Annotated in this window: 18 protein-coding genes and 1 tRNA gene; 9 read left to right on the top strand and 10 right to left on the bottom strand. The window is 67.9% G+C overall.

Annotated elements, in window-relative coordinates:
• Window positions 1–42: 42 nt before the first annotated feature.
• Both ribB and aroC read right to left on the bottom strand, forming a co-directional pair.
• Entirely contained in the window at window positions 43–1,353 is a 1,311-nt protein-coding gene (gene ribB, locus MEU52_RS06525) for a 3,4-dihydroxy-2-butanone-4-phosphate synthase (RefSeq protein WP_238120759.1), read from the bottom strand.
• 72 nt (window positions 1,354–1,425) lie between these two features.
• On the bottom strand, window positions 1,426–2,538 hold the full coding sequence (aroC, locus tag MEU52_RS06520) for a chorismate synthase (RefSeq protein WP_238120760.1): 1,113 nt from the start codon (window positions 2,536–2,538) through the stop codon (window positions 1,426–1,428).
• A 228-nt stretch (window positions 2,539–2,766) separates the two neighbouring features.
• Here aroC and MEU52_RS06515 point away from each other — a divergent pair, with 228 nt between their 5' ends.
• Window positions 2,767–4,089: a hemolysin family protein gene (locus tag MEU52_RS06515; protein WP_238120761.1), complete on the top strand. Its 1,323-nt coding sequence runs from the start codon at window positions 2,767–2,769 to the stop codon at window positions 4,087–4,089.
• Between the two features lie 273 nt (window positions 4,090–4,362).
• On the opposite strand, the gene MEU52_RS06510 is transcribed toward MEU52_RS06515, so the two are convergent.
• The 4 genes from MEU52_RS06510 to fabI form a co-directional block, all read right to left on the bottom strand.
• Window positions 4,363–5,115 (bottom strand): hypothetical protein, encoded by a 753-nt coding sequence (locus MEU52_RS06510; RefSeq protein WP_238120762.1) that lies wholly within the window; start codon window positions 5,113–5,115, stop codon window positions 4,363–4,365.
• Between the two features lie 160 nt (window positions 5,116–5,275).
• The gene (locus MEU52_RS06505) at window positions 5,276–5,935 is read right to left on the bottom strand and encodes a histidine phosphatase family protein (protein WP_238120763.1); all 660 of its coding nucleotides are present in this window, start codon (window positions 5,933–5,935) and stop codon (window positions 5,276–5,278) included.
• Window positions 5,932–6,456, bottom strand: a complete 525-nt coding sequence (locus MEU52_RS06500; protein ID WP_238120764.1) for a hypothetical protein — start codon at window positions 6,454–6,456, stop codon at window positions 5,932–5,934. The genes MEU52_RS06505 and MEU52_RS06500 overlap by 4 nt, the downstream gene beginning before the upstream one ends.
• Window positions 6,457–6,484: 28 nt before the next feature.
• Window positions 6,485–7,312, bottom strand: coding sequence for an enoyl-ACP reductase FabI (gene fabI, locus MEU52_RS06495; RefSeq protein ID WP_238120765.1), 828 nt, complete (start codon window positions 7,310–7,312; stop codon window positions 6,485–6,487).
• Window positions 7,313–7,471: 159 nt separating this feature from the next.
• Between fabI and MEU52_RS06490 the strand changes: the two genes are divergently transcribed.
• Window positions 7,472–7,548: transfer RNA gene (locus tag MEU52_RS06490), tRNA-Pro, on the top strand.
• Between the two features lie 534 nt (window positions 7,549–8,082).
• Here the strand turns inward: MEU52_RS06490 and MEU52_RS06485 are convergent.
• The 4 genes from MEU52_RS06485 to MEU52_RS06470 all read right to left on the bottom strand — a co-directional run bounded on the left by MEU52_RS06485 (window position 8,083) and on the right by MEU52_RS06470 (window position 11,228).
• Window positions 8,083–8,223 (bottom strand): hypothetical protein, encoded by a 141-nt coding sequence (locus MEU52_RS06485; RefSeq protein ID WP_238125008.1) that lies wholly within the window; start codon window positions 8,221–8,223, stop codon window positions 8,083–8,085.
• 159 nt (window positions 8,224–8,382) lie between these two features.
• Complete coding sequence (locus tag MEU52_RS06480; RefSeq protein WP_238120767.1) at window positions 8,383–8,871, bottom strand: Pvc16 family protein; 489 nt, start codon at window positions 8,869–8,871, stop codon at window positions 8,383–8,385.
• Window positions 8,872–8,900: 29 nt separating this feature from the next.
• Window positions 8,901–10,280, bottom strand: a complete 1,380-nt coding sequence (gene mgtE / locus MEU52_RS06475; protein ID WP_443266104.1) for a magnesium transporter — start codon at window positions 10,278–10,280, stop codon at window positions 8,901–8,903.
• Between the two features lie 336 nt (window positions 10,281–10,616).
• The gene (locus MEU52_RS06470) at window positions 10,617–11,228 is read right to left on the bottom strand and encodes a carbonic anhydrase (RefSeq protein ID WP_238120768.1); all 612 of its coding nucleotides are present in this window, start codon (window positions 11,226–11,228) and stop codon (window positions 10,617–10,619) included.
• Between the two features lie 356 nt (window positions 11,229–11,584).
• Between MEU52_RS06470 and urtA the strand changes: the two genes are divergently transcribed.
• From urtA to MEU52_RS21775, 7 genes are all read left to right on the top strand, one after another.
• A complete protein-coding gene (urtA, locus tag MEU52_RS06465; protein WP_238120909.1) occupies window positions 11,585–12,874 on the top strand; it encodes an urea ABC transporter substrate-binding protein in 1,290 nt (429 codons plus the stop codon).
• 448 nt (window positions 12,875–13,322) lie between these two features.
• Window positions 13,323–15,020 carry an urea ABC transporter permease subunit UrtB gene (gene urtB, locus MEU52_RS06460; RefSeq protein ID WP_238120910.1) on the top strand — a complete coding sequence of 566 codons (1,698 nt, stop codon included), beginning with the start codon at window positions 13,323–13,325 and terminating at the stop codon, window positions 15,018–15,020.
• 196 nt (window positions 15,021–15,216) lie between these two features.
• Window positions 15,217–16,335, top strand: coding sequence for an urea ABC transporter permease subunit UrtC (gene urtC / locus MEU52_RS06455; RefSeq protein ID WP_238120769.1), 1,119 nt, complete (start codon window positions 15,217–15,219; stop codon window positions 16,333–16,335).
• Window positions 16,332–17,177 carry an urea ABC transporter ATP-binding protein UrtD gene (urtD, locus tag MEU52_RS06450; protein WP_238120770.1) on the top strand — a complete coding sequence of 282 codons (846 nt, stop codon included), beginning with the start codon at window positions 16,332–16,334 and terminating at the stop codon, window positions 17,175–17,177. Before urtC ends, urtD begins: the two co-directional genes overlap by 4 nt.
• Window positions 17,178–17,572: 395 nt before the next feature.
• Entirely contained in the window at window positions 17,573–18,268 is a 696-nt protein-coding gene (gene urtE / locus MEU52_RS06445) for an urea ABC transporter ATP-binding subunit UrtE (protein WP_238120771.1), read from the top strand.
• A 150-nt stretch (window positions 18,269–18,418) separates the two neighbouring features.
• Window positions 18,419–18,949 carry a Dps family protein gene (locus MEU52_RS06440; RefSeq protein ID WP_238120772.1) on the top strand — a complete coding sequence of 177 codons (531 nt, stop codon included), beginning with the start codon at window positions 18,419–18,421 and terminating at the stop codon, window positions 18,947–18,949.
• 38 nt (window positions 18,950–18,987) lie between these two features.
• Complete coding sequence (locus MEU52_RS21775; RefSeq protein ID WP_273546105.1) at window positions 18,988–19,806, top strand: urease accessory protein UreE; 819 nt, start codon at window positions 18,988–18,990, stop codon at window positions 19,804–19,806.
• Window positions 19,807–19,834 lie beyond the last annotated feature (28 nt).

Genomic DNA, 19,834 nt, shown 5'->3' with positions numbered 1-19,834 from the left:
GGCAAAAGAGCTGAGCCGCCTCTTTTCCCCTTGAAGTGGCGGCTACTGGTCGACGGTCTCCGTATCGACGATCTCGATGCCGAAGCCGCCGAGCCCCACATAGGTGCGGGTCTTGGAGGCCAAAAGGCGGATGGAGACGATGCCGAGATCCCGCAGGATCTGGGCGCCGAGGCCCACCTCGCGCCAATGGCGGTCGCGCTCGGCCTCGCTCGGGGTCATCTCGCCGGCGCCCATGGCTGCCGGCGGCACGCCGGCGGTGCCATCACGCAGATAGACCAGCACGCCGCGGCCCTCCGCGTCGATGCGCTCCAGCGCCTTCTGGATGGTCCGCCCACCGGCGAAGGCGTCGGCGATGGGGTCGGCCCGGTGCAGGCGCACCAGCACCTTCTCGCCATCTCCGATGCGGCCCTTCACGAGGGCCAGATGGTTCACCGAGTCGAAGGGGGTGGTATAGGAATAGCCCTGCAGCTCGCCCACGCAGGTGGGCACCGGGAATTCGGCGGCCCGGGTCACCAGCTTCTCGCGCGACTGGCGATAGGCGATGAGATCGGCCACCGAGATGCGGGTGAGTTTGTGGGTATCGGCGAACTCGGCCACCTGGGCGCCGCGCTTCACGGTGCCATCGTCATTCACCAGCTCGGAGATGACGCCCACCGGCGGCAGGCCGGCGAGGCGGCACAGGTCCACCGCCGCCTCGGTATGGCCGGAGCGCATGAGCACGCCGCCTTCCTTGGCGATGAGCGGGAACACGTGGCCGGGCCGCACGAAATCGGCGGCCCCCATGTTGGGGTTGGCGAGCGCGCGCACGGTGTTGGTGCGCTCTTCCGCCGAGATGCCGGTGGTGGTGCCGTGCTTCACGTCGATGGAGATGGTGAAGGCGGTGCCGAGCGGCGCGTCGTTGGCCGACACCATGGGGTCGAGCCGCAGGCGCTTCGCCTCGGAGGGGGGCAGCGGCGCGCAGACGATGCCGGAGGTGTTGCGGATGATGAAGGCCATCTTCTCCGGCGTCGCCAGCGAGGCGGCAACGATGAGATCGCCTTCATTCTCACGGTCATCGTCGTCAGTGACGACAATGATCTCGCCGCGGGCGAAGGCTTCGATGGCGGCTTGGACGCGGGCCTGGGTGGTATCGGTCACGGGCAATTCTCGCACGCTGAGCGGAGGAAGACCGAGGAAGTCGTTGGGCGTCACCTCGTGGCCGGTGGCCTCTGCGATCCTCTCGGCCGTCTCGCGGGAGATCCAGGCCCTGTCATCGTTGCACAGCGCGGTGACGCTGGCGGGCGACAAGCCCACCTGCCGCGCGAACGCGCTGCGCTTGGTGCCGGTGCTGGAAAGCCATTCCGCGAGCTTCATGGCCCCACCATAACGCCGCGAATTTCAGTGACAATGAAAAACGCGAAATTTCGCTATCACTGAAATTTGCCGTCAGCGGGGAAACGGCCAGTGTGTACCGTCCCCCACCTGGCCGCGATGGCGCAGCAGGTGATCGGCGAGCACGCAGGCCATCATGGCTTCGCCCACCGGCACCGCGCGAATGCCCACGCAGGGGTCGTGGCGGCCCTTGGTGAATAGCTCCGTCTCTTCGCCGAACTTATCGACGGTCTGGCGCGGGGTGAGGATGGAGGAGGTGGGCTTCACCGCGAACCGCGCGACGATGGGCGCGCCGGTGGAGATGCCGCCCAGAATGCCGCCGGCGTGGTTGGCGAGGAAGTGGGGGTGGCCCTCATTGCCGCGCCGCATCTCGTCGGCATTCTCCTCGCCGGTGAGGCGGGCGGCGTTGAAGCCCTCGCCGATCTCCACCCCCTTCACCGCATTGATGCCCATGAGGGCGCTGGCGAGATCGCCGTCGAGCTTGCCATAGAGCGGTGCGCCGAGGCCCGCCGGCACCCCTTCCGCCACCAGCTCCACCACCGCGCCGATGGACGAGCCTTTCTTGCGGATGGCATCGAGATAGTCGGTCCAGGCCGGCACGGTGCCGGGATCGGGGCAGAAGAAGGGGTTGTTGTCCACTTCCGCCCAGTCCCAGCGGTTGCGGTCAATGGCGATGTCGCCGATCTGCACGAGGGCGCCGCGCACCACCACGCCCGGCAGCACCTTGGCGGCGATGGCCCCCGCCGCCACCCGGGTGGCGGTTTCCCGCGCCGAGGAACGGCCGCCGCCGCGATGGTCGCGGATGCCGTATTTGATGTCATAGGTGAAATCGGCGTGGCCCGGCCGGTAGGCGCCGGCGATGTCCGCATAATCCTTGGAGCGCTGGTCCACATTCTGGATCAGGAGGGCGATGGGGGTGCCGGTGGTGACGAGCCCGCCGTCCGGGTGGGGCAGGGTGCCCGACAGCACCTCCACCGCATCGGGCTCCCGGCGCTGGGTGGTGAAGCGCGACTGGCCCGGCCGGCGCCGATCAAGCGCCGCCTGCACCTCTTCCAGGGTGAAGCGCAGGTTCGGCGGGCAGCCGTCCACCACGCAGCCGATGGCCGGCCCGTGGCTCTCGCCGAAGGTGGTGACGCGGAACAGATGCCCGAAAGTGTTGAACGACATGGCGCGACCTTGTTGCCTCTGCTGTGCTCAATAGACGAGCCCGGCCGCGATGCAAACGGCGGCGCGCCGCATCGAGGGCCCGATCGGGCGCGCGATGCCCTCTCTGATGCCCTCTTCGATGCGTCCTCGGGTGCGGCGGCTGGGCGCGGCAACGCGGCGCCGTTCGGCAGCTGCCCCAATCGGCGGCAGATGTGCTAAGGAGGAGCCGACGGAGCCCTATTTCCCGCCATGCCTTTCCTTGAAATCATCATCGTCCTGGTCCTGGTGCTGCTCAATGCGGTCCTCGCCGCCGGCGAATTGTCCATCGTCTCGTCCCGCCCCGCGCGGCTGAAGCCCATGGCGGAGCGCGGCCAGCGTGGCGCCCGGGCGGCGCTCATGCTGGGGGCCGAGCCCGGCCGCTTCCTCTCCACGGTGCAGATCGGCATCACGCTCATCGGCATTCTGGCCGGCGCCTTCTCGGGCGCCAGCCTCGGCGCCCAGCTGGGCGATGTGCTGCGCGATGCCGGCATGCCGGCCGGCTTCGCCGGGCCGGTGGGCTATGCCACGGTGGTGGCGGCCATCACTTATGTCTCGCTGGTGATCGGCGAATTGATCCCCAAGCGCATGGCGCTGCAGAATCCGGAGAAGCTCGCCTGCCTGGTGGCGCCCATCATGGTGGCGTTGTCCAAGGTCTCGGCCCCGGCGGTGTGGCTGCTGGATGGCTCCACCCGCATCATGCTGCGCCTGCTGGGCGCCGGCGACGATGGCCGCAACGCGGTGACCGACGAGGAAATCCGCGCCATCATCACCGAGGCGGAGACCGCCGGCGTCATCGATCCGGCGGAGCGGCGCATGATCTCGGGGGTGATGCGCCTCGCCGACCGGCCGGTCACCGCCATCATGACGCCGCGCCCGGACGTGGAGTGGGTGGATATCTCCAAGAGCCCGGACGAGGTGCGCGCCGCCCTTTTGGACACGCCCCATTCCCGCCTGCCCGCCTGCGAGGGCTCGCCCGAGGAGACGGTGGGCGTGATCCAGGCGAAACGGGTGCTCGACGCCTATCTGAAGGGCGAAAATCCGGACCCGCGCGATTTCGTGCAGCAGGTGCCGTTCCTGGTGGAGAGCGTGGGCGCGCTGGAAGCCATGCGCATCCTGCGCGGCGCCTCGGTGCCCATGGGCATCGTGGTGGATGAATATGGGGACATGGCCGGCGTGGTGACCGGCTACGACCTTCTCGACGCCATCACCAGCACCGTGCCGGTGGACGAGCAGGGCGAGCCCGGCGAGCGCAATATCGTGGAGCGGCAGGACGGCTCCTATCTGGTGGCCGGCGATACGCCCATCGACGAGCTCATGGAGCTTTTGGCCGTCGACCTGCCGGTGGACGAGGGCTACCACACGGTGGCGGGCTTCGCCCTCTCGCGCATCAAGGAACTGCCGGAGGAGGGCGCGGTGTTCCACGACCTCGGCTGGCGGTTCGAGATCGTCGACATGGACGGGCGCCGCATCGACAAGCTCCTGGTCTCCCGCCCCCACGTCCTCCACCGCCAGAAGGTCGCCGGCGGGGAGTGAGGGGCGGGCGCGGGCTGCGCGCCGAAGCAGCCCTTTGTCGTCCGTAGCCGCGCCGTCCGCTCGTTCGCTCCCTCTCCCGCCTGCGGGGGAGGGCTGGGGAGGGGAAAGGCGCAACGCTCCGGGTCTGCGCCGGCGCTTGGAGTTTGGCTCCCGCCCATTGGCGGATGAGGTGCGCGCGGCTGCGGGGCGTGCCCCCTCCCAACCCTCCCCCGCAGGCGGGAGAGGGCTTTAGCGCGCGCCCTCCGCCATGTGTGGCGGCTCCGGCCCGCGGCCTTAATCCCGTCGTGCGAGTGAGCGCAGGAAGCCTTCGTATTCCTCGGTCAGCTCCATATCCACGCCGAACGCATTCTTCAGGAGAAGGTTGGCGATGAAGGCCTGGTCGTTGCGCGGGTCGTCCAGGGTGTCGCGCAGCACCGGCACCGTGTCCTCGATGTGCTTGAGGAAGGCGATTCCCTTCTCCAGGGTTTCGGTCCACTTGGCGCGGTGCCACAGGGCCAGCGGATACATGATCTCGTGCACGAAGTTAGATTTGCGGGCCTTTTCAAAGAAGCGCAGGCCGGCGCTCCAATTCTCCTTGGCCCGCAGCGGCGGCGGCGGAATGTCGCCGAGCAGCATCTTCTTGCCCGCCTGGCCGACGAAATCATCCAGCGTCACCGGCGCGTCGATCTGGGCGCGGAAGTGCCAGAGGGCGAAATTGCCAGGATATTCCTTGCCCATGGCGGCGACGAGCGCCTCTTCCACTTTGTCCACGGCGGCCTTGTCGCCCTTTAGCGCGGCGGTCATGGCGAAGGCGAACAGGGTGTCGTTGCCCACCGTGTGGACGCCGCCGGTGGCCAGCTGCTGGGGCGTCAGGGTTGGCGTCTTGCCGTCCACCGGGGCCACCGGCTCGCCGGCGCGCTGGGCCATGATGTAGGTGGTGATCTCCAGCCACGGCACGTAATGGGTGATGAAGGCGTCGGGGTCCACATGCACGATGGCCAGGTTGAGGGGCATCTTGCGCTTCTGCAACTCGGCCATATCGGTCATGGAAACCCCCGGGGCAATGGGACAATGAGGCAAAGGACGCCGTGAAAAATGGCGCGTGAAGGCGACGCGACGCCGCCGCGTCGGCTTCACGACACGGGGACGCGATGCGGCGCGCCGCGGAGAAAACGCAGCAAGAACAATGCCAGGGAAGGGGTGGGACTCAGTCAGCGACGGCGAAGCGGCCGCCGGAGACCACATAGACCGCGCCTTGCCGCACCGGCAGGCCGGAGGCCTCCGCCACCGGCATGCCGGCGAGCACGTGCAGCGCCGCGCGGATGACGCCGCCATGGGTCACCACCACCGCATCCCCGGGCAGCTCGTTGATGGCGGCGGCCACCCGGTGGCTGAGCTGAACGTAGTTCTCGCCCTCCGGCGGGGTGAAATGCCAGGGGTCGCGATCGCGCTTGCGCACCGCGTCGTAATTGCGCCGCCGCAGCTCCGGCCAGGTCTGGCCTTCCCAGCGGCCGAAGGAGAGCTCGGCGAAGCGGATGTCGGTGGCGAAATCGTGCGCCGGCAGATCGAGGCTGGTGCGCAGGATGCGCATGGTCTCGGTGGCGCGCACCAGCGGGCTGCAGACGAAGGACAGGGTGTGCGGTGGGCGGGCGAGGCGGTGCAGCACCCGGCCGACGCTGCCCGCCTGAATGCGCCCCAGGGCATTGAGCGGCACATCGCGGCGCCCCTGCAGGCGGCCGGCGACGTTCCAATCGGTCTCGCCATGGCGCACCAGGAACAGGCGGCGCCCGCCCGGCGGCGGCGCGGCGCCCTCTTCGGTGCGGCGGGCGGGGTCCATGCCGGCGGTGTCGCCGGGGGCGGTGCTCAACGGGCCGGCACCGGCACGACGTGATCGTACCAGGCCCCGGTCACCGGATAGGTCACGCGCAGGGAAACGGTTTCGCCCGGCCGGCGCGGCCCCTTGTAGGTCACCACCGTGCCCTTGAGGGTCTGGCCCACGCATTTGGTGGTGGCGCCGCCATTCAGGCCGAGGGCGCCGCCATCGATGCCGGTGGCGACGAAGCGGCCGAAGCCGATGCCGATCTTGGCGCCGGCCGGGGCCGACAGCACCTTGATGGTGGGCACCTGGGTCTGCTGGCAGTTGAAGTCGGTGGTGCCCGCCGCGAAGATGGCGCCCTTGGCCGAGCCGACGCCGGTCATATAGGACGTACCGCCCTCGCTGGGGTTGGAATAATCGGGAAACAGCGCGCCGCCCGGGCCGAAGACGCGGTCGCGCAGCGGATATTGCTGGAAGGTCGGCAGGGTCTGGGCGACCGCGCCGCCGCAGAACGCCGGCGCGCCACCGAGGAGGGCGACGGCCACGACCATCCGCAGAGCTGTCCGCATCATCAGTCTCCTGTGCGTGCGCCCGAGGCCCTCAGTCCTGCGCCAGAGCGAGGTCGGGGGCGTCCGGGTGCTTCATGCCGACGATATGATATCCGGCGTCCACATGGTGCACTTCGCCGGTCACACCGCGTGACAAATCGGAGAGGAGATACACGCTGGTGTCGCCCACCTCGTCGGTGGTGACGGTGCGGCGCAGCGGCGAATTCAGCTCGTTCCACTTCAGGATGTAGCGGAAATCACCGATGCCGGAAGCCGCCAGGGTCTTGATGGGGCCGGCGGAAACGGCGTTCACGCGAATCGCCTTGGGGCCGAGGTCGGCGGCCAGATACCGCACCGAGGCTTCCAGCGCCGCCTTGGCCACGCCCATCACGTTGTAATGGGGCATCCACTTCTCGGCGCCGTAATAGGTGAGGGTGAGCAGCGAGCCGCCCTCGGTCATCAGCTTCTCGGCCCGCTGGGCGATGGCGGTGAACGAGTAGCAGGAGATGAACATGGTCTTGGTGAAATTGTCCGCCGTGGTGTCCACATAGCGGCCATCGAGCTCGTCCTTGTTGGAGAAGGCGATGGCGTGCACCACGAAGTCGAGCTTGCCATAGAGCCGGGCCGCCTCGGCGAACACCGCGTCCAGGGTCTCCGGCTCGGTCACGTCGCAATGACCCACCACCTGGGCGCCCAGCTCGTTGGCGAGGGGCTCCACCCGCTTCCTCAGGGCCTCGCCCTGGTAGGTCAGGCCAATCTCCGCGCCCTGGGCGCGGGCCGCCTTGGCGATGCCGTAGCCGATGGATCGGTTGTTGGCGACACCGAGAATCAGCCCGCGCTTGCCCTTCAGAAGACCGCTCGCGAAACCGTCCGTCGCCATTTGCCCTTACTCCACATTGTCAAAATCATTACAGCCACACGGAGAGACCCCGCGGGCCGGCATCCTATGGCATGGGGCCATCCACCGTTCAAGCGAGCAAGGTGCACAACACCCCTTGCATCTGCGCAGCGGAGCATGTTAGAGGCATCGCCCTGGCCACGGAGTGTAGCGCAGTCTGGTAGCGCACCACGTTCGGGACGTGGGGGTCGCAGGTTCAAATCCTGCCACTCCGACCAGTTATCGCAGTCTTCTCCCGATGGGGGCTGCGGAAAGTCTGCCTTCCCCACGCGGGCAGCATCGAGGTTTCTAGCCTCGCCTTTCCCGATTTCTCTCCTCATCTTTCGCAAAGCCGAGCAAAGGCTGCCTTTTGCCCGGCAATATTCCGGCAAGAGATCCGCGCGGACACGGGCCCCGCTCGCACCCGCGGGCATTCAGGCCCGTGAGCGCGAATCGCCGGCAGACGCGCCGAATCGTGCGCGAATCGGCGCGCTGGCAGCGGGGTGTGGAGCCAGGCCGAGCAGCCGGCGGCTGGCCCTACGCCCCCGGCCGACTCACTCGCCCGACTGCGCCCGCCCCTTGCTTCCGCCCCTTGCGCCAGACCTGAACGCTTGGGGATGCGGGATGGTGCGATTCGCCGGCTCCCGTGATGGCGCGCTGTTGCCAGAAGGCGGTGCGGGACAGGGCACTGGGGTGGTGGTGTCGGTCGGTGCGCCGGCGGCGCCGAGTTGCATCGGCAGGCCGCGGCGGGCCGCCTTGGTCGCCGCGGTGGTTCAGAAGAACTTCACCGGCTCCTGGCTGCGCTCGGCGGGACGCTGGCGCTCCAGCCGGTCGAACAGCTCACGCAGGCGCGCTTCCACGCGCATCATCCACACCAGAGCCACGACGATGAGAATGGCAGTGATGGCGGTCATCATAACGAAGCATTCCTCAGAAACTGGGGCCGTCTCGCAGGCCTCCGGGGGATAACGACCGATCCCGCCCCAATACGCTGGGCGCTACCTTCAGGTTGCAGCAAGTTGCGGCAACCATCAATCGTATTCTGAGAAGGTAAAATATTCCGGCTGACAGGCTCAGGGAATGCTGATCTCGACCCCGAGGGAGAGGCTGTAGCGCATGGGCGCGAAGCGCTGCCACAACGCGGTCATGGCGGCGATGTCGAGGGGCTGCAGGCGCACGTGGGCGCGTCGGGCGGCCGCCTCGGGGGCGAGGCCGAGGGCGACGGCCGCCGCCTGCAGCTGCTCCGGGGCGATGACGGGCTGGGCCAGCAACTGCGCCGTCGTCGCGCCGATCAGCCGGTGAATGGCGAGATCGCTGGGACCGAAGGCCCCCGCCAGCAGCCGCAGCCGCCAGGAGGGGGCAGGGCGGAGGGGCGCCTGTGGCTTCGGCGCGGGATCGCGCCACGGCTCCAGATCGTAAAGATGAAGGAACAGCCCGTTCTCGGGCGCGCGCCAGGGAGAGCTGACGGCGACCATCGCCGCCGGGTCGATGTCCGCCACCGCCTCGGCCAGGGCCCTGCGCAGGGCTTCCACCGCGAGGGCGGGCAGATCGGATTGCGCCATCTCGCCCTCCATCCGCTTCGGGCGCCGCCTTACAAAATGGTGCCGTGCAGGAACACCCAGGCCACCGAGAAGTAGATGACGATGCCGGTCACGTCCACCAGGGTGGCGACGAACGGCGCCGAGGCGGAGGCCGGATCGAACCCCACGCGCTTGACGATGAAGGGAAGCAGCGAGCCGGTGATGGAGCCGAAGGTGACGATGCCCACCAGCGCCGCGCCGATGGTGACCGCCAGCAGCGTCCAGTGTTCGCCATAGTCGAAGATGCCGGTTTCCTGCCAGATGGTGATGCGGATGATGCCGATGACACCGAGGATGGCGCCGAGCACGATGCCGGTGGGCAACTCGCGCAGGGCCACGCGCCACCAGTCTTTCAGCTTCACCTCCTGCAGCGCCAGGGCGCGGATGATGAGGGAGGTGGCCTGCGAGCCGGAATTGCCGCCCGAGCTCATCACCAGCGGGATGAAGAGGGCGAGCACGATGGCCTTCTCCAATTCGTCGGAAAACACCTGCATGGCCGAGGCGGTGAGCATTTCCGCCAGGAACAGCACGCACAGCCAGCCGGCGCGCTTCTTGATCATCTGCGCAAAGGAGATGTCGAGATAGGGCTCGTCGATGGCTTCCATGCCGCCCATGCGCTGCACGTCCTCGGTCTGCTCCGAGATCATGGCGTCGATGACGTCGTCGACGGTGACGATGCCGATGACGTGGCCGGTGCTGTCCACCACCGGGGCGGCCAGAAGGTCGTATTTGGAGATGGTGCGGGCCACCTCCTCCCGCGGCAGGGTGGGGCTGACGGAGATGGGGGCGTAGGGCTGGGCGACGCTGCGGATGCTGGCATCCGGCGCCCCCGAGATCAGCCGCCGCAGGGTGACGATGTCCAACAGCCGGCGGGTGAGGGGGTCGAGCACATAGATGGCGTAGATGGTTTCGCGGCTGCCTTCCACCGCGCGGATGTGGTCCAGGGTCTGCTGCACCGTCCAGTCGCCGGGCACGCTGACGAACTCGGTGGTCATTAACGAACCGGCGGTGCCCTCGGGATAGGTCAGCAGGTGGTCGATGGCGGTGCGCGTTTCGGGGGTGAGGCCCTCGCGCAGGCGGGTGCGGGCGTCGTCGCTCACCCAGCGCAGCATATCCACCGCCCGGTCGGCCGACATGCCTTCCAGAAGCGCCACGGCCTTCTCCTGCGGCAGCGCCTCGATCACCTCACAGGCATCGTGGAACTGCGGCTGGTCCAGCACCTCCACCGCCCAGGTGAGCGGCATGGCCGCCACCAGCTCGGTGGCCTCCTCGGGGGGCTTGGAATTGAGGAGCTCGACGATGTCGGCCACGTGCTCCTGGCCGAGCCGGCTGGCGAGCGCGGCGGAGGCCGCGGTGGTGACCGTGTCGGTGCGGACCTTGTCCATGTTCATCCTCACGCCTCCTGTCGCAGGGATGCCCCCCGCGATCCGCACGAGATCTCGACAACGGACCCTCGCGCGGAGGATCCATGGGCGGCGCTCCGGTGGGCGGGCCCAGCCGGCGCAAGAGACCCGGTTCCCTGAGGTCGGGGAGCCGGGCGGGAGTTGTCTAGCCTGGGGCTTGTGACAGTATTAAATCACCACCGTGCGCGACCTGCTGCACCGCGCCCAGACGGATGCGCATGGAGCGGCTCGAAATGGAGCGCCTCGAAATGGGGCGCCTCGAAAAAGTCAGCTTGTGCCGCAATCCCGTGACGCCGCGCGGCGCCGTCACGGGATGGTGTGGGCTTAGACGGCTTTGAAGGCGCCGTCATCCTGTAAAAGCTCGAGCTTGCCGGTGGCGACGCCGAAATAGGCACCGTGCAGGGCGAGATCACCGGCAGCCACCCGCTCGCGCACCCAGGGGAAGCTCGAAAGATTGCCGAGCGAGAGCTTGACGCAGCACTGCTCGCAGAAGCGATGCCGCTCCGGTTCCGGCAGGCCGGAGGCCTCGGTTTCCCGCCGCGCGGGCTCGGCGATGGTCATCCATTCGGCGATGAAGTCGCCGGCCTGGGGCGGGGCGCCCTCCAAGAGGGCATGCACGCCGCCGCACTGGGCGTGGCCCATCACCACCACATGCTTCACTTTCAGCACCCGTACCGCGAATTCGATGGCCGCCGAGGTGCCGTGATAATTGGCGTCCGGCTGGTAGGGCGGAACGAGATTCGCCACGTTGCGCACGATGAACATCTCGCCAGGGCCGGCATCGAAGATCATCTGCGGGTCGACGCGGCTGTCGGAGCAGGCGATGACGAGGGTTTCCGGCTTCTGACCCTTGGCCGCGAGCTGCTCGAACAGTTGTTTGCGACCCGGCCAGGCCACTTCCCGAAAGCGCTGGTACCCCGCAATCAGATCGTCCACGGCCTTGCTCCTTCTCATCGTTCCGGCGCACGGAAGTCTGCCCGGTGGCGCGCGTCAAGAGGGGGCATGCGGCGCGTGGCGCCCCAGCGGGCCCGCCGTCCCCGACCGCGAGACAGATCCATCGCCGCCGGGGGCCCTGCGGGCACGCGCATTTCGTCAAGAATTGGGCATATGCCTTACTTACAGGCAGTTTTCCGGCAGATTTCTGGCCTGCAGCGCCTGTCCCGGGCCCATGCCGGTTCAGCTTTACCGTCTTGCTCCGAAGGCCGTTGCGTCGACGCTCTTTGGCACACCCCTTGCTGCCAGGAGGGGCGGGTCAGGCCAGAAACGGACGAGGGAGACCGCGCATGCTCGGTATGTTCAAGAGGGCAGCCCGGGGGCTGGGCGCGCTGGCGGCGGTGGCTGCCGTGGCGGGCAGCATCGGTGCCGCACGCGCCGAGGACACCATCAAGGTGGGCATTCTGCATTCGCTGTCGGGCACCATGGCCATCAGCGAGACCACGTTGAAAGACGTGATGCTGATGCTCATCGAGGAGCAGAACAAGAAGGGCGGCGTGCTGGGCAAGAAGCTCGAGGCGGTGGTGGTGGACCCCGCCTCCAACTGGCCGCTGTTCGCCGAGAAGGCCCGTGAGCTCATCACCAAGGACAAGGTGGCGGCGGTGTTCGGCTGCTGGACTTCGGTCTCGCGCAAATCGGTGCTGCCGGTGTTCAAGGAACTGAACAACATTCTCTTCTACCCCGTGCAGTACGAGGGGGAGGAGAGCGAGCGCAACGTGTTCTACACCGGCGCCGCGCCCAACCAGCAGGCCATTCCGGCGGTGGACTACCTCGCCAACGAGGAAGGGGTGCAGCGCTGGGTTCTGGCAGGCACCGACTATGTCTATCCCCGCACCACCAACAAGATCCTCGAAGCCTACCTCAAGTCCCGTGGGGTGAAGGACGAGGACATCATGATCAACTACACGCCGTTCGGCCATGCCGATTGGCAGACCATCGTGTCCGACATCAAGAAGTTCGGCTCCCAGGGCAAGAAGACGGCGGTGGTCTCCACCATCAATGGCGATGCCAACGTGCCGTTCTACAAGGAGCTGGCCAACCAGGGCGTCAAGGCCACCGACATTCCGGTGGTGGCGTTCTCGGTGGGTGAGGAAGAGCTGGCGGGCATCGACACCAAGCCGCTGCTCGGCCACCTCGCGGCGTGGAACTACTTCATGTCCATCGACACGCCGGAGAACAAGGCCTTCATCGAGAAGTGGCACGCCTTCACCAAGGATCCCAAGCGCGTCACCAACGATCCCATGGAGGCCCATTACATCGGCTTCAACATGTGGGTGAAGGCGGTGGAGAAGGCCGGCACCACCGATCCCGACAAGGTGATCGCGACACTGCCGGGCATCAAGCAGGCCAACCTCACCGGTGGCATTTCCGAGATGCTGCCCAACCACCACATCACCAAGCCCGTCTTCATCGGCGAGATCGAGGGCGATGGCCAGTTCGACGTGGTGTGGAAGACCAAGGACCTGATCCCCGGCGAAGCCTGGTCGCGCTACCTGGATGGCTCCAAGAACCTGGTGGCCGACTGGGTGAAGTATAATTGCGGCAACTACGACACCGTGAAGAACGTCTGCCTGGGCGCCGCCAAATAAGGCGCCGTCAAAGCGCCGCCGCAGCCGGAGGTAACCCCGGGTGCGGTGGCCGCAGGGCGGGCGGAGCAGAACCGGAGGGTGCCCTTGTGGCGCCGTCCCAGGGTTCGCCGGGGTGAGTTCCGGGGCCCTCCCGGTGGGGGGTGTCGGGGCACGGCGAAGGACCGGCTTCCGCGGCAAAGCTCTCGGCTGCGGCGGTGGTCTCTCACCCAGCCCTCTCCCCCCTGCCCGGGGAGAGGGCGCACAACGGCCACCCGGCCGCAGCCGGCTCCCCGCCGCAGTCCAGCGGTGGCGCGCGGGTCGCGGCGGCCGGGTGCGACGCCGGCGCTTCGGCGTTTCGATCTCACTGGATGCCCCCATCGCGCCCCGTCCGGAGCGCCTGATCTGGAGCGAGCGCGTGGTGCCAGTTTCTGCCGAGCGAAGTCTCCTTTTCGGACGTTTCCTTTTGCCGATGCGCGGCGGGCGGCTTGCCGCCCTGGCATCGGGGCTGGGCCCGTTGCTGTTGCTGGCGCTGCTGCTGGCCGCCCCCGGAGCGGCCCGAGCCCAGGGCACGCCCGAGGCGCCGGTGACCCCTGCGGTGCCGGTGACGTCCGGGGCGCCCCCGGCGGTGACCGCCGACACGGGTTTTGCCGCCATCCTCGGGAAATTCTCCACCGATCGCTATGCCGACACCGCCGCTGCTTTGGCGGAACTCGCCACCAGCCCCAGCCCGCAGGCGGCGGCGGTGGTGGACGCGCTGGCGGACGGGCGGCTGCTCTATGACGGGGCCAGCAAGGCGGTGTTCATCCGTACCCCCGCCGGCGCGATCCGCGATGCCGCCACCGGCGCCCCGGTGGCGAGCCCGCCGGTCGATCTCAGCCCGGTGCGGGCTAACAACCGGGTGCGGCGCGCCATCGAGGCGGCCATGGGGGCCCTGTCGCTGCTCGATGCCGATGCCGACCGCCGGCGGGAGGCGGCGGCCGCGGTGTTCAAGTCGCGCGATCCGGCGGTGCTGCCGACCCTTGATGCCGCTTTGGCGCGGGAGGGCGTGCCGCAGGTGAAGGCCGCCCTCGCCGAGGCCCGCGCCGCCATCCTCCTCAATTCTCCCGCAGCGCCGGAGGCGGAGCGCCTCTCGGCGGTGAAGCTTCTGGTGGACCGGGGCGACCAGGAGGCGCTCGGCCTGTTGCGCACCGTGCCGGCCGATGCGCCGGCGGCGGTGAAGAGCGCCGCGCAGGTCGGCATCGTGTCCATCGAGCGCGATCTGAAGTTCTGGGCGGTGGCGCAGAACGTCTGGTACGGCCTCTCGCTGGGCTCGGTGCTGCTGCTCGCCGCCATCGGCCTCGCCATCACCTTCGGGGTGATGGGAGTCATCAACATGGCCCATGGGGAGATGGTGATGCTGGGCGCCTACACCACCTTCGTGGTGCAGGATGTCATCCGCTCCAGCGCGCCCCATCTGTTCGACTGGTCGCTGGCCATCGCCTTGCCGGCGGCCTTCCTGTTTACCGGCCTCGTGGGCGTGGTGCTGGAGCGCACGGTGATCCGCTTCCTCTATGGCCGGCCGCTGGAAACCCTGCTCGCCACCTGGGGCGTCTCCCTGATGCTGCAGCAGGCGGTGCGCTCCATCTTCGGCCCCACCAACCAGGAGGTGGGCGCCCCCTCCTGGATGTCCGGCGCATTCCAGGTGGGACAGATGTCCATCACCTATAACCGGCTGTGGATCATCGTCTTTTCGCTGCTGGTCTTCGTCGCCCTGCTGCTGGTGCTGAAGCGCACCTCGCTCGGCCTTTATGTGCGGGCGGTGACGCAGAACCGGCGCATGGCGGCGGCCATGGGCATCCGCACCGGCCGCATCGATGCCCTCACCTTCGGCCTCGGCTCGGGCATTGCCGGCATCGCCGGGGTGGCGCTCTCGCAGATCGACAATGTGAGCCCCAACCTCGGCCAGGGCTACATCATCGACAGCTTCATGGTGGTGGTGTTCGGCGGGGTGGGGAACCTCTGGGGCACCTTGGTGGGGGCCTTCACCCTTGGTGTCGCCAACAAGCTTCTGGAGCCGTTCGCCGGGGCGGTGCTGGGCAAGATCGCGCTGCTCGTCTTCATCATCCTGTTCATCCAGAAGCGCCCGCGCGGCCTGTTCGCGCTCAAGGGCCGGGCGGTGGAATCATGAGAGACGGCGTGTCCGCAGTGAACAGCGCGCTCCCCCCACCCGCCGTCGTGCTCCAGCTTGACCGGAGCACCCAGCGCGCCCTCGGCTCTCTGCGTCGGGCCGAAGCCTGGGCCCTCCGGTCAAGCCGGAGGGCGACGGGGCGGTTTGAGCTGTGCGGCGTGCGCGGGTTCATCGCTGCCACAGGGGGAGGCCGCCGGTGAACCGCACCCGCATCATCGACCGCACCGGCGGCATTTTCCTCGTCATCGTGCTGGCGGCAGCGGTGCTGGTGCCGGCCTCCAACCTGCTGCTGTCGCCCACAAATCCGCTGCACGTGCCGGATTACATGATCCCGCTCCTGGGCAAATATCTCAGCTACGCCTTGCTGGCGGTGGCGGTGGATCTGGTGTGGGGCTATTGCGGCGTGCTCTCCCTGGGGCACGGCGCCTTCTTCGCCCTCGGCGGCTATGCCATGGGCATGTATCTGATGCGCCAGATCGGCCCGCGCGGGGTCTATGGCAATCCCGTTCTGCCGGATTTCATGGTGTTCCTGAACTATAAGGAACTGCCCTGGTTCTGGCTGGGGTTCGACTGGTTTCCCTTCGCCGCGCTCATGGTGCTGCTGGTGCCGGGGCTGCTCGCCTTCGTGTTCGGCTGGTTCGCCTTCCGCTCGCGGGTGACGGGGGTCTATCTCTCCATCATCACCCAGGCCATGACGTTCGCGCTGATGCTGGCCTTTTTCCGCAACGACATGGGCTTCGGCGGCAACAACGGCCTCACCGATTTCAAGGACATCCTGGGCTTTTCCATCCAGGCGCCGCAGACGCGGCTGGTGCTGTTCGTGGCCTCGGCGCTGGCTTTGGCGCTGGGCTATCTGATCTGCCGGGCGCTCGTCACCTCCAAATACGGCAAGGTGCTGGTGGCGGTGCGCGATGCGGAAAGCCGCACGCGGTTCCTCGGCTACCGGGTGGAGAATTACAAGCTGCTCGCCTGGACCCTCTCGGCCATGCTGGCCGGGGTGGCCGGGGCGCTCTATGTGCCGCAGGTGGGCATTATCAACCCGTCGGAATTCGCCCCCGCCCAGTCCATCGAAATGGTGATCTGGGTGGCGGTGGGCGGGCGCGGCACGCTGGTGGGGGCGGCGCTCGGCGCGCTCATCGTCAATGCGGGCAAGACCTGGTTCACCGGCGTTTTGCCCGATGCCTGGCTGTTCGCCCTCGGCGCCCTGTTCGTGGTGGTCACCTTGTTCCTGCCCAAGGGGGTTCTGGGCCTCGGTGCCCAGATCTCCGGCCGGCTGCGGCGCCGGCCACCCGTGCCGGTGGAGAGCACGCCATGAGTGAGATCTCCTCCGATGCGGTGAAATCTCCCGGCGCCATCTCCCTGGAGGTGGACGATGCCGTGTTCGCCGTCGATCATCCCGTGCGCGATCCGCAGGCGCTCACCTCGGCGCTGCTCTATCTCGATGCCATCACCGTCTCGTTCGACGGTTTCCGCGCGCTCAACGCTCTGTCGCTGGTGATCGGCGACAGGGAGATGCGGGCCATCATCGGCCCCAACGGCGCCGGCAAGACCACCATGATGGATGTCATCACCGGCAAGACCCGGCCCAATACGGGCACCGCTTTGTTCGCCGGCATCAACGATCTGACGACCCTCGACGAAGCGGCCATCGCCCAGCTCGGCATCGGCCGCAAGTTCCAGACCCCCACCGTGTTCGACATGCACACGGTGGAAGACAATATCCTGTTGGCGGTGAAGGCCGACCGGCGCGCCTTCGCCAACATCCGCTGGCATCGCACCGCCCATGAGAGCGCGCGGGTGGACGAGCTTCTGGAGCGGGTGCGTCTGAAGGATCATCGCTTCCGCCGCGCCGGCGATCTCTCCCATGGGCAGAAGCAGTGGCTGGAAATCGGCATGCTGCTGGCGCAGGAGCCGCGCCTGCTGCTGGTGGACGAGCCCGCCGCCGGCATGACCGACCAGGAAACGGCGGATACGGCGGTGCTGTTGAAGGAGATCGCCAAGACCCGCTCGGTGGTGGTGGTGGAGCACGACATGCAGTTCGTGCGCGATCTTGATGTGAAGGTGACGGTGCTGCACGAGGGCTCGGTGCTGGCCGAGGGCCCCCTCGACCAGGTGAGCGCCGATCCCCGCGTCATCGAAGTCTATCTGGGACGGTGAGCCATGGTCGCGCCGCTCTCTGTTTGCTGTCGCCAGCTTGGCCCGCTCGATCCCGCCGGTTTCCGCTTGCGCCCGGCCGCTCCCTCTCCCGCCTGCGGGGGAGGGCCGGGGAGGGGGCGGGAGGCTGTGGGTCCAGGCGCAGCTTGGCGCTCGGGCGCCAGCGCTCCCGGCCGACCGGTGCGGCGGGCCGAAAGCGCCGCTTTCCCCCTCCCAACCCTCCCCCGCAGGCGGGAGAGGGCTTGCGGTGGCTGTGGCGATGGCCGCCTGGTCCGCCTGCGATCGCGGGGGCGATTTGCAGTGGCAGGGGCCGCCGGCTCGCACCCTCCCGCTCGCGGTGGCTGGAGGGGTGAGACGGCTTTGATGTTCGGATCCGATACCCGCCGGGAGCGCGTTGCATGCTGAAGGTGGAGAATCTCGATCTCTATTATGGCGCCGCCTACACCTTGAAGAAGGTGTCGCTCAGCGCCGAGGCGGGGAAGGTCACCTGCGTTCTGGGGCGCAACGGGGTGGGCAAGACCTCGCTGCTGCGGGCCATCATGGGGCAACGGTCCATCGCCTCCGGTTCCATCACCCTCAGCGGCGAGGAAATCTCCCGCCTCTCCACGCCGGATCGCGCGGCCCGGGGCATCGGCTTCGTGCCGCAGGGGCGGGAGGTGTTTCCGCTGTTGTCGGTGAAGGAGAATCTGGAAACCGGCTATGCCCGCCTGGCGGCCAAGGACAAATATGTGCCCGACGAGGTGTTCGAGCTGTTTCCGGTGCTGAACTCCATGCTGAGGCGGCGCGGCGGCGATCTGTCCGGCGGCCAGCAGCAGCAGCTCGCCATCGGCCGGGCGCTGGTGACGCGGCCCCGCCTGCTGCTTCTGGACGAGCCCACCGAGGGCATCCAGCCCTCCATCATCAAGGACATCGGCCGCGCCATCTCCTATCTGCGCGACAAGGGCGACATGGCCATCGTGCTGGTGGAGCAGTATTTCGAGTTCGCCCGCGAGCTGGCCGACAGCTTCATTCTGATGGACCGCGGCGAGGTGGTGGCCGCGGGCGACCGCAGCGGCCTCGATGGCGACAATGTGCGCCGGCTGATGGCCATCTGATGCCGCAGCGCGGAACCTTGCCGTCCAAAGGGCGTTGAAGGGCCAGGCGCTCATCCGGGCGCGCAGTCCCGCGTTTCCAGTTCCGCGTTGCCAGTCCTGCGTGCCCCTTGGCGCTGACCCTTGCGTTCATCTCTGGAAGGAGGTTTTCCCATGGCTGTCGTGCGCTCGCTGACGAAGGCGACCCCCGCCCTTGCCACCCCCACGGATCTCGCCCCCGCTGACGTGGCCAAGGTGGCACAAGCTCTCAACAAGGTGCTGGCCGATGCCTTCGTGCTGCATCTGAAGACCAAGAATTTCCACTGGCACGTCTCGGGCAAGCATTTCCGCGACTATCATCTGATGCTCGACGAACAGGCGGAGAGCATCGCCGCCACCTTCGATCCCCTGGCCGAGCGGGTGCGCAAGCTGGGGGCGCCTACGATCCATTCCTATGGGGAGATCCTGAAGCTCACTTCGCTCAAGGAGAACGAAGCCGGCTTCACCACGCCCCAAGCCATGTTCGAGGAGCTGATGGCGGACAACAAGGCGGTCATCAAGACCATCCGCGCCGCCCACGCGGTGTGCGATGCCGCCGACGACATTGCCACCGCCGGCCTGCTCGAACAATATGTGGACGAAGCCGAGAAGCGTCTGTGGTTCCTGTTCGAGACGAACCAGAATCGCGACAGCAGCGCCGCCTGATCCGCACCCGGCGGGCCGGTGGCGCCGGAGTTGAATGAATGATCCGTGCCACTGCCATTGTCCGCCGTCCCGCCGTCCGCGACGAAAAGGTCGCGGACGCGGTCACCCTCGATCACCGCGCCCGCCAGGGCCGCCGCTTCGCCTTCACCACCGAGGGTGGCCTCGCCATCGCGCTGGAGCTCGAGAAGGCGGTGGCGCTCGATGACGGCGATGCGGTGAAGCTGGAGGATGGCCGGCTCGTGCGCGTGCGCGCCGCCGCCGAGGCGCTGATGGAGGTGACAAGCCCCAATCCGGCCCGGCTCCTGAAGGCGGCGTGGCAGCTGGGCCAGCGGCACCTGCCCACGGAGAGCACCGAGACCGCGCTCTATGTCCCCGCCGACGGCGCCCTGATGGAGACCCTGCGCGGCCTCGGCGTGAGCGCGACGCCGGTGACCCGCCCGTTCCGTCCCGACAAGGCCACCCTGGAGGCCGCCGGCGCCGGGCATCACCATGGGCACGAGCATCATGGGCATGAGCATCATGGGCATGAGCACCCGGCCCATGAGCACCCGGCCCATGAGCACCCCGCCCATGAGCACCCCGCCCATGAACACTCGGCCCATGAGCACGCGCATCATGGCCACGACCATCACCATCATGAGGATGGCCATCACGGCCACGCGCATCATGTTGCCGAGGCAGCTCCCGTGAAGGTGTCACCGGAGCATGTGCGGTCACCGGAGCATGTGCATGGGCCCGACTGCGGGCACGCTCATGATCACGCCCACGCGCATGATCATGGCCATAAGCATGAGCATCACGAACATGAGCATTCCGGGCACGTGCATGGCCCGGGCTGCGGCCACACGCACCGCTGAGGCCGGGGCGCGCGGTCCACGCGCCCCG

Source organism: Xanthobacter sp. NM-25, from assembly GCF_022138605.1.
In the GTDB taxonomy this organism is placed as follows: domain Bacteria; phylum Pseudomonadota; class Alphaproteobacteria; order Rhizobiales; family Xanthobacteraceae; genus Xanthobacter.
The sequence above is the reverse complement of the archived record's forward strand: the minus strand, read 5'-3'. Positions and strand labels throughout refer to the sequence as shown.

What these genes read in the sequence shown, in the direction of transcription:
- ribB (WP_238120759.1), bottom strand. Translation starts at nt 1,353, where the DNA reads ATGAAGCTCGCGGAATGGCTTTCCAGCACCGGCACCAAGCGCAGCGCG.
- aroC (WP_238120760.1), bottom strand. Translation starts at nt 2,538, where the DNA reads ATGTCGTTCAACACTTTCGGGCATCTGTTCCGCGTCACCACCTTCGGC.
- MEU52_RS06515 (WP_238120761.1), top strand. Translation starts at nt 2,767, where the DNA reads ATGCCTTTCCTTGAAATCATCATCGTCCTGGTCCTGGTGCTGCTCAAT.
- MEU52_RS06510 (WP_238120762.1), bottom strand. Translation starts at nt 5,115, where the DNA reads ATGACCGATATGGCCGAGTTGCAGAAGCGCAAGATGCCCCTCAACCTG.
- MEU52_RS06500 (WP_238120764.1), bottom strand. Translation starts at nt 6,456, where the DNA reads ATGATGCGGACAGCTCTGCGGATGGTCGTGGCCGTCGCCCTCCTCGGT.
- fabI (WP_238120765.1), bottom strand. Translation starts at nt 7,312, where the DNA reads ATGGCGACGGACGGTTTCGCGAGCGGTCTTCTGAAGGGCAAGCGCGGG.
- MEU52_RS06485 (WP_238125008.1), bottom strand. Translation starts at nt 8,223, where the DNA reads ATGACCGCCATCACTGCCATTCTCATCGTCGTGGCTCTGGTGTGGATG.
- MEU52_RS06480 (WP_238120767.1), bottom strand. Translation starts at nt 8,871, where the DNA reads ATGGCGCAATCCGATCTGCCCGCCCTCGCGGTGGAAGCCCTGCGCAGG.
- mgtE (WP_443266104.1), bottom strand. Translation starts at nt 10,280, where the DNA reads ATGAACATGGACAAGGTCCGCACCGACACGGTCACCACCGCGGCCTCC.
- urtA (WP_238120909.1), top strand. Translation starts at nt 11,585, where the DNA reads ATGTTCAAGAGGGCAGCCCGGGGGCTGGGCGCGCTGGCGGCGGTGGCT.
- urtB (WP_238120910.1), top strand. Translation starts at nt 13,323, where the DNA reads ATGCGCGGCGGGCGGCTTGCCGCCCTGGCATCGGGGCTGGGCCCGTTG.
- urtD (WP_238120770.1), top strand. Translation starts at nt 16,332, where the DNA reads ATGAGTGAGATCTCCTCCGATGCGGTGAAATCTCCCGGCGCCATCTCC.
- urtE (WP_238120771.1), top strand. Translation starts at nt 17,573, where the DNA reads ATGCTGAAGGTGGAGAATCTCGATCTCTATTATGGCGCCGCCTACACC.
- MEU52_RS06440 (WP_238120772.1), top strand. Translation starts at nt 18,419, where the DNA reads ATGGCTGTCGTGCGCTCGCTGACGAAGGCGACCCCCGCCCTTGCCACC.
- MEU52_RS21775 (WP_273546105.1), top strand. Translation starts at nt 18,988, where the DNA reads ATGATCCGTGCCACTGCCATTGTCCGCCGTCCCGCCGTCCGCGACGAA.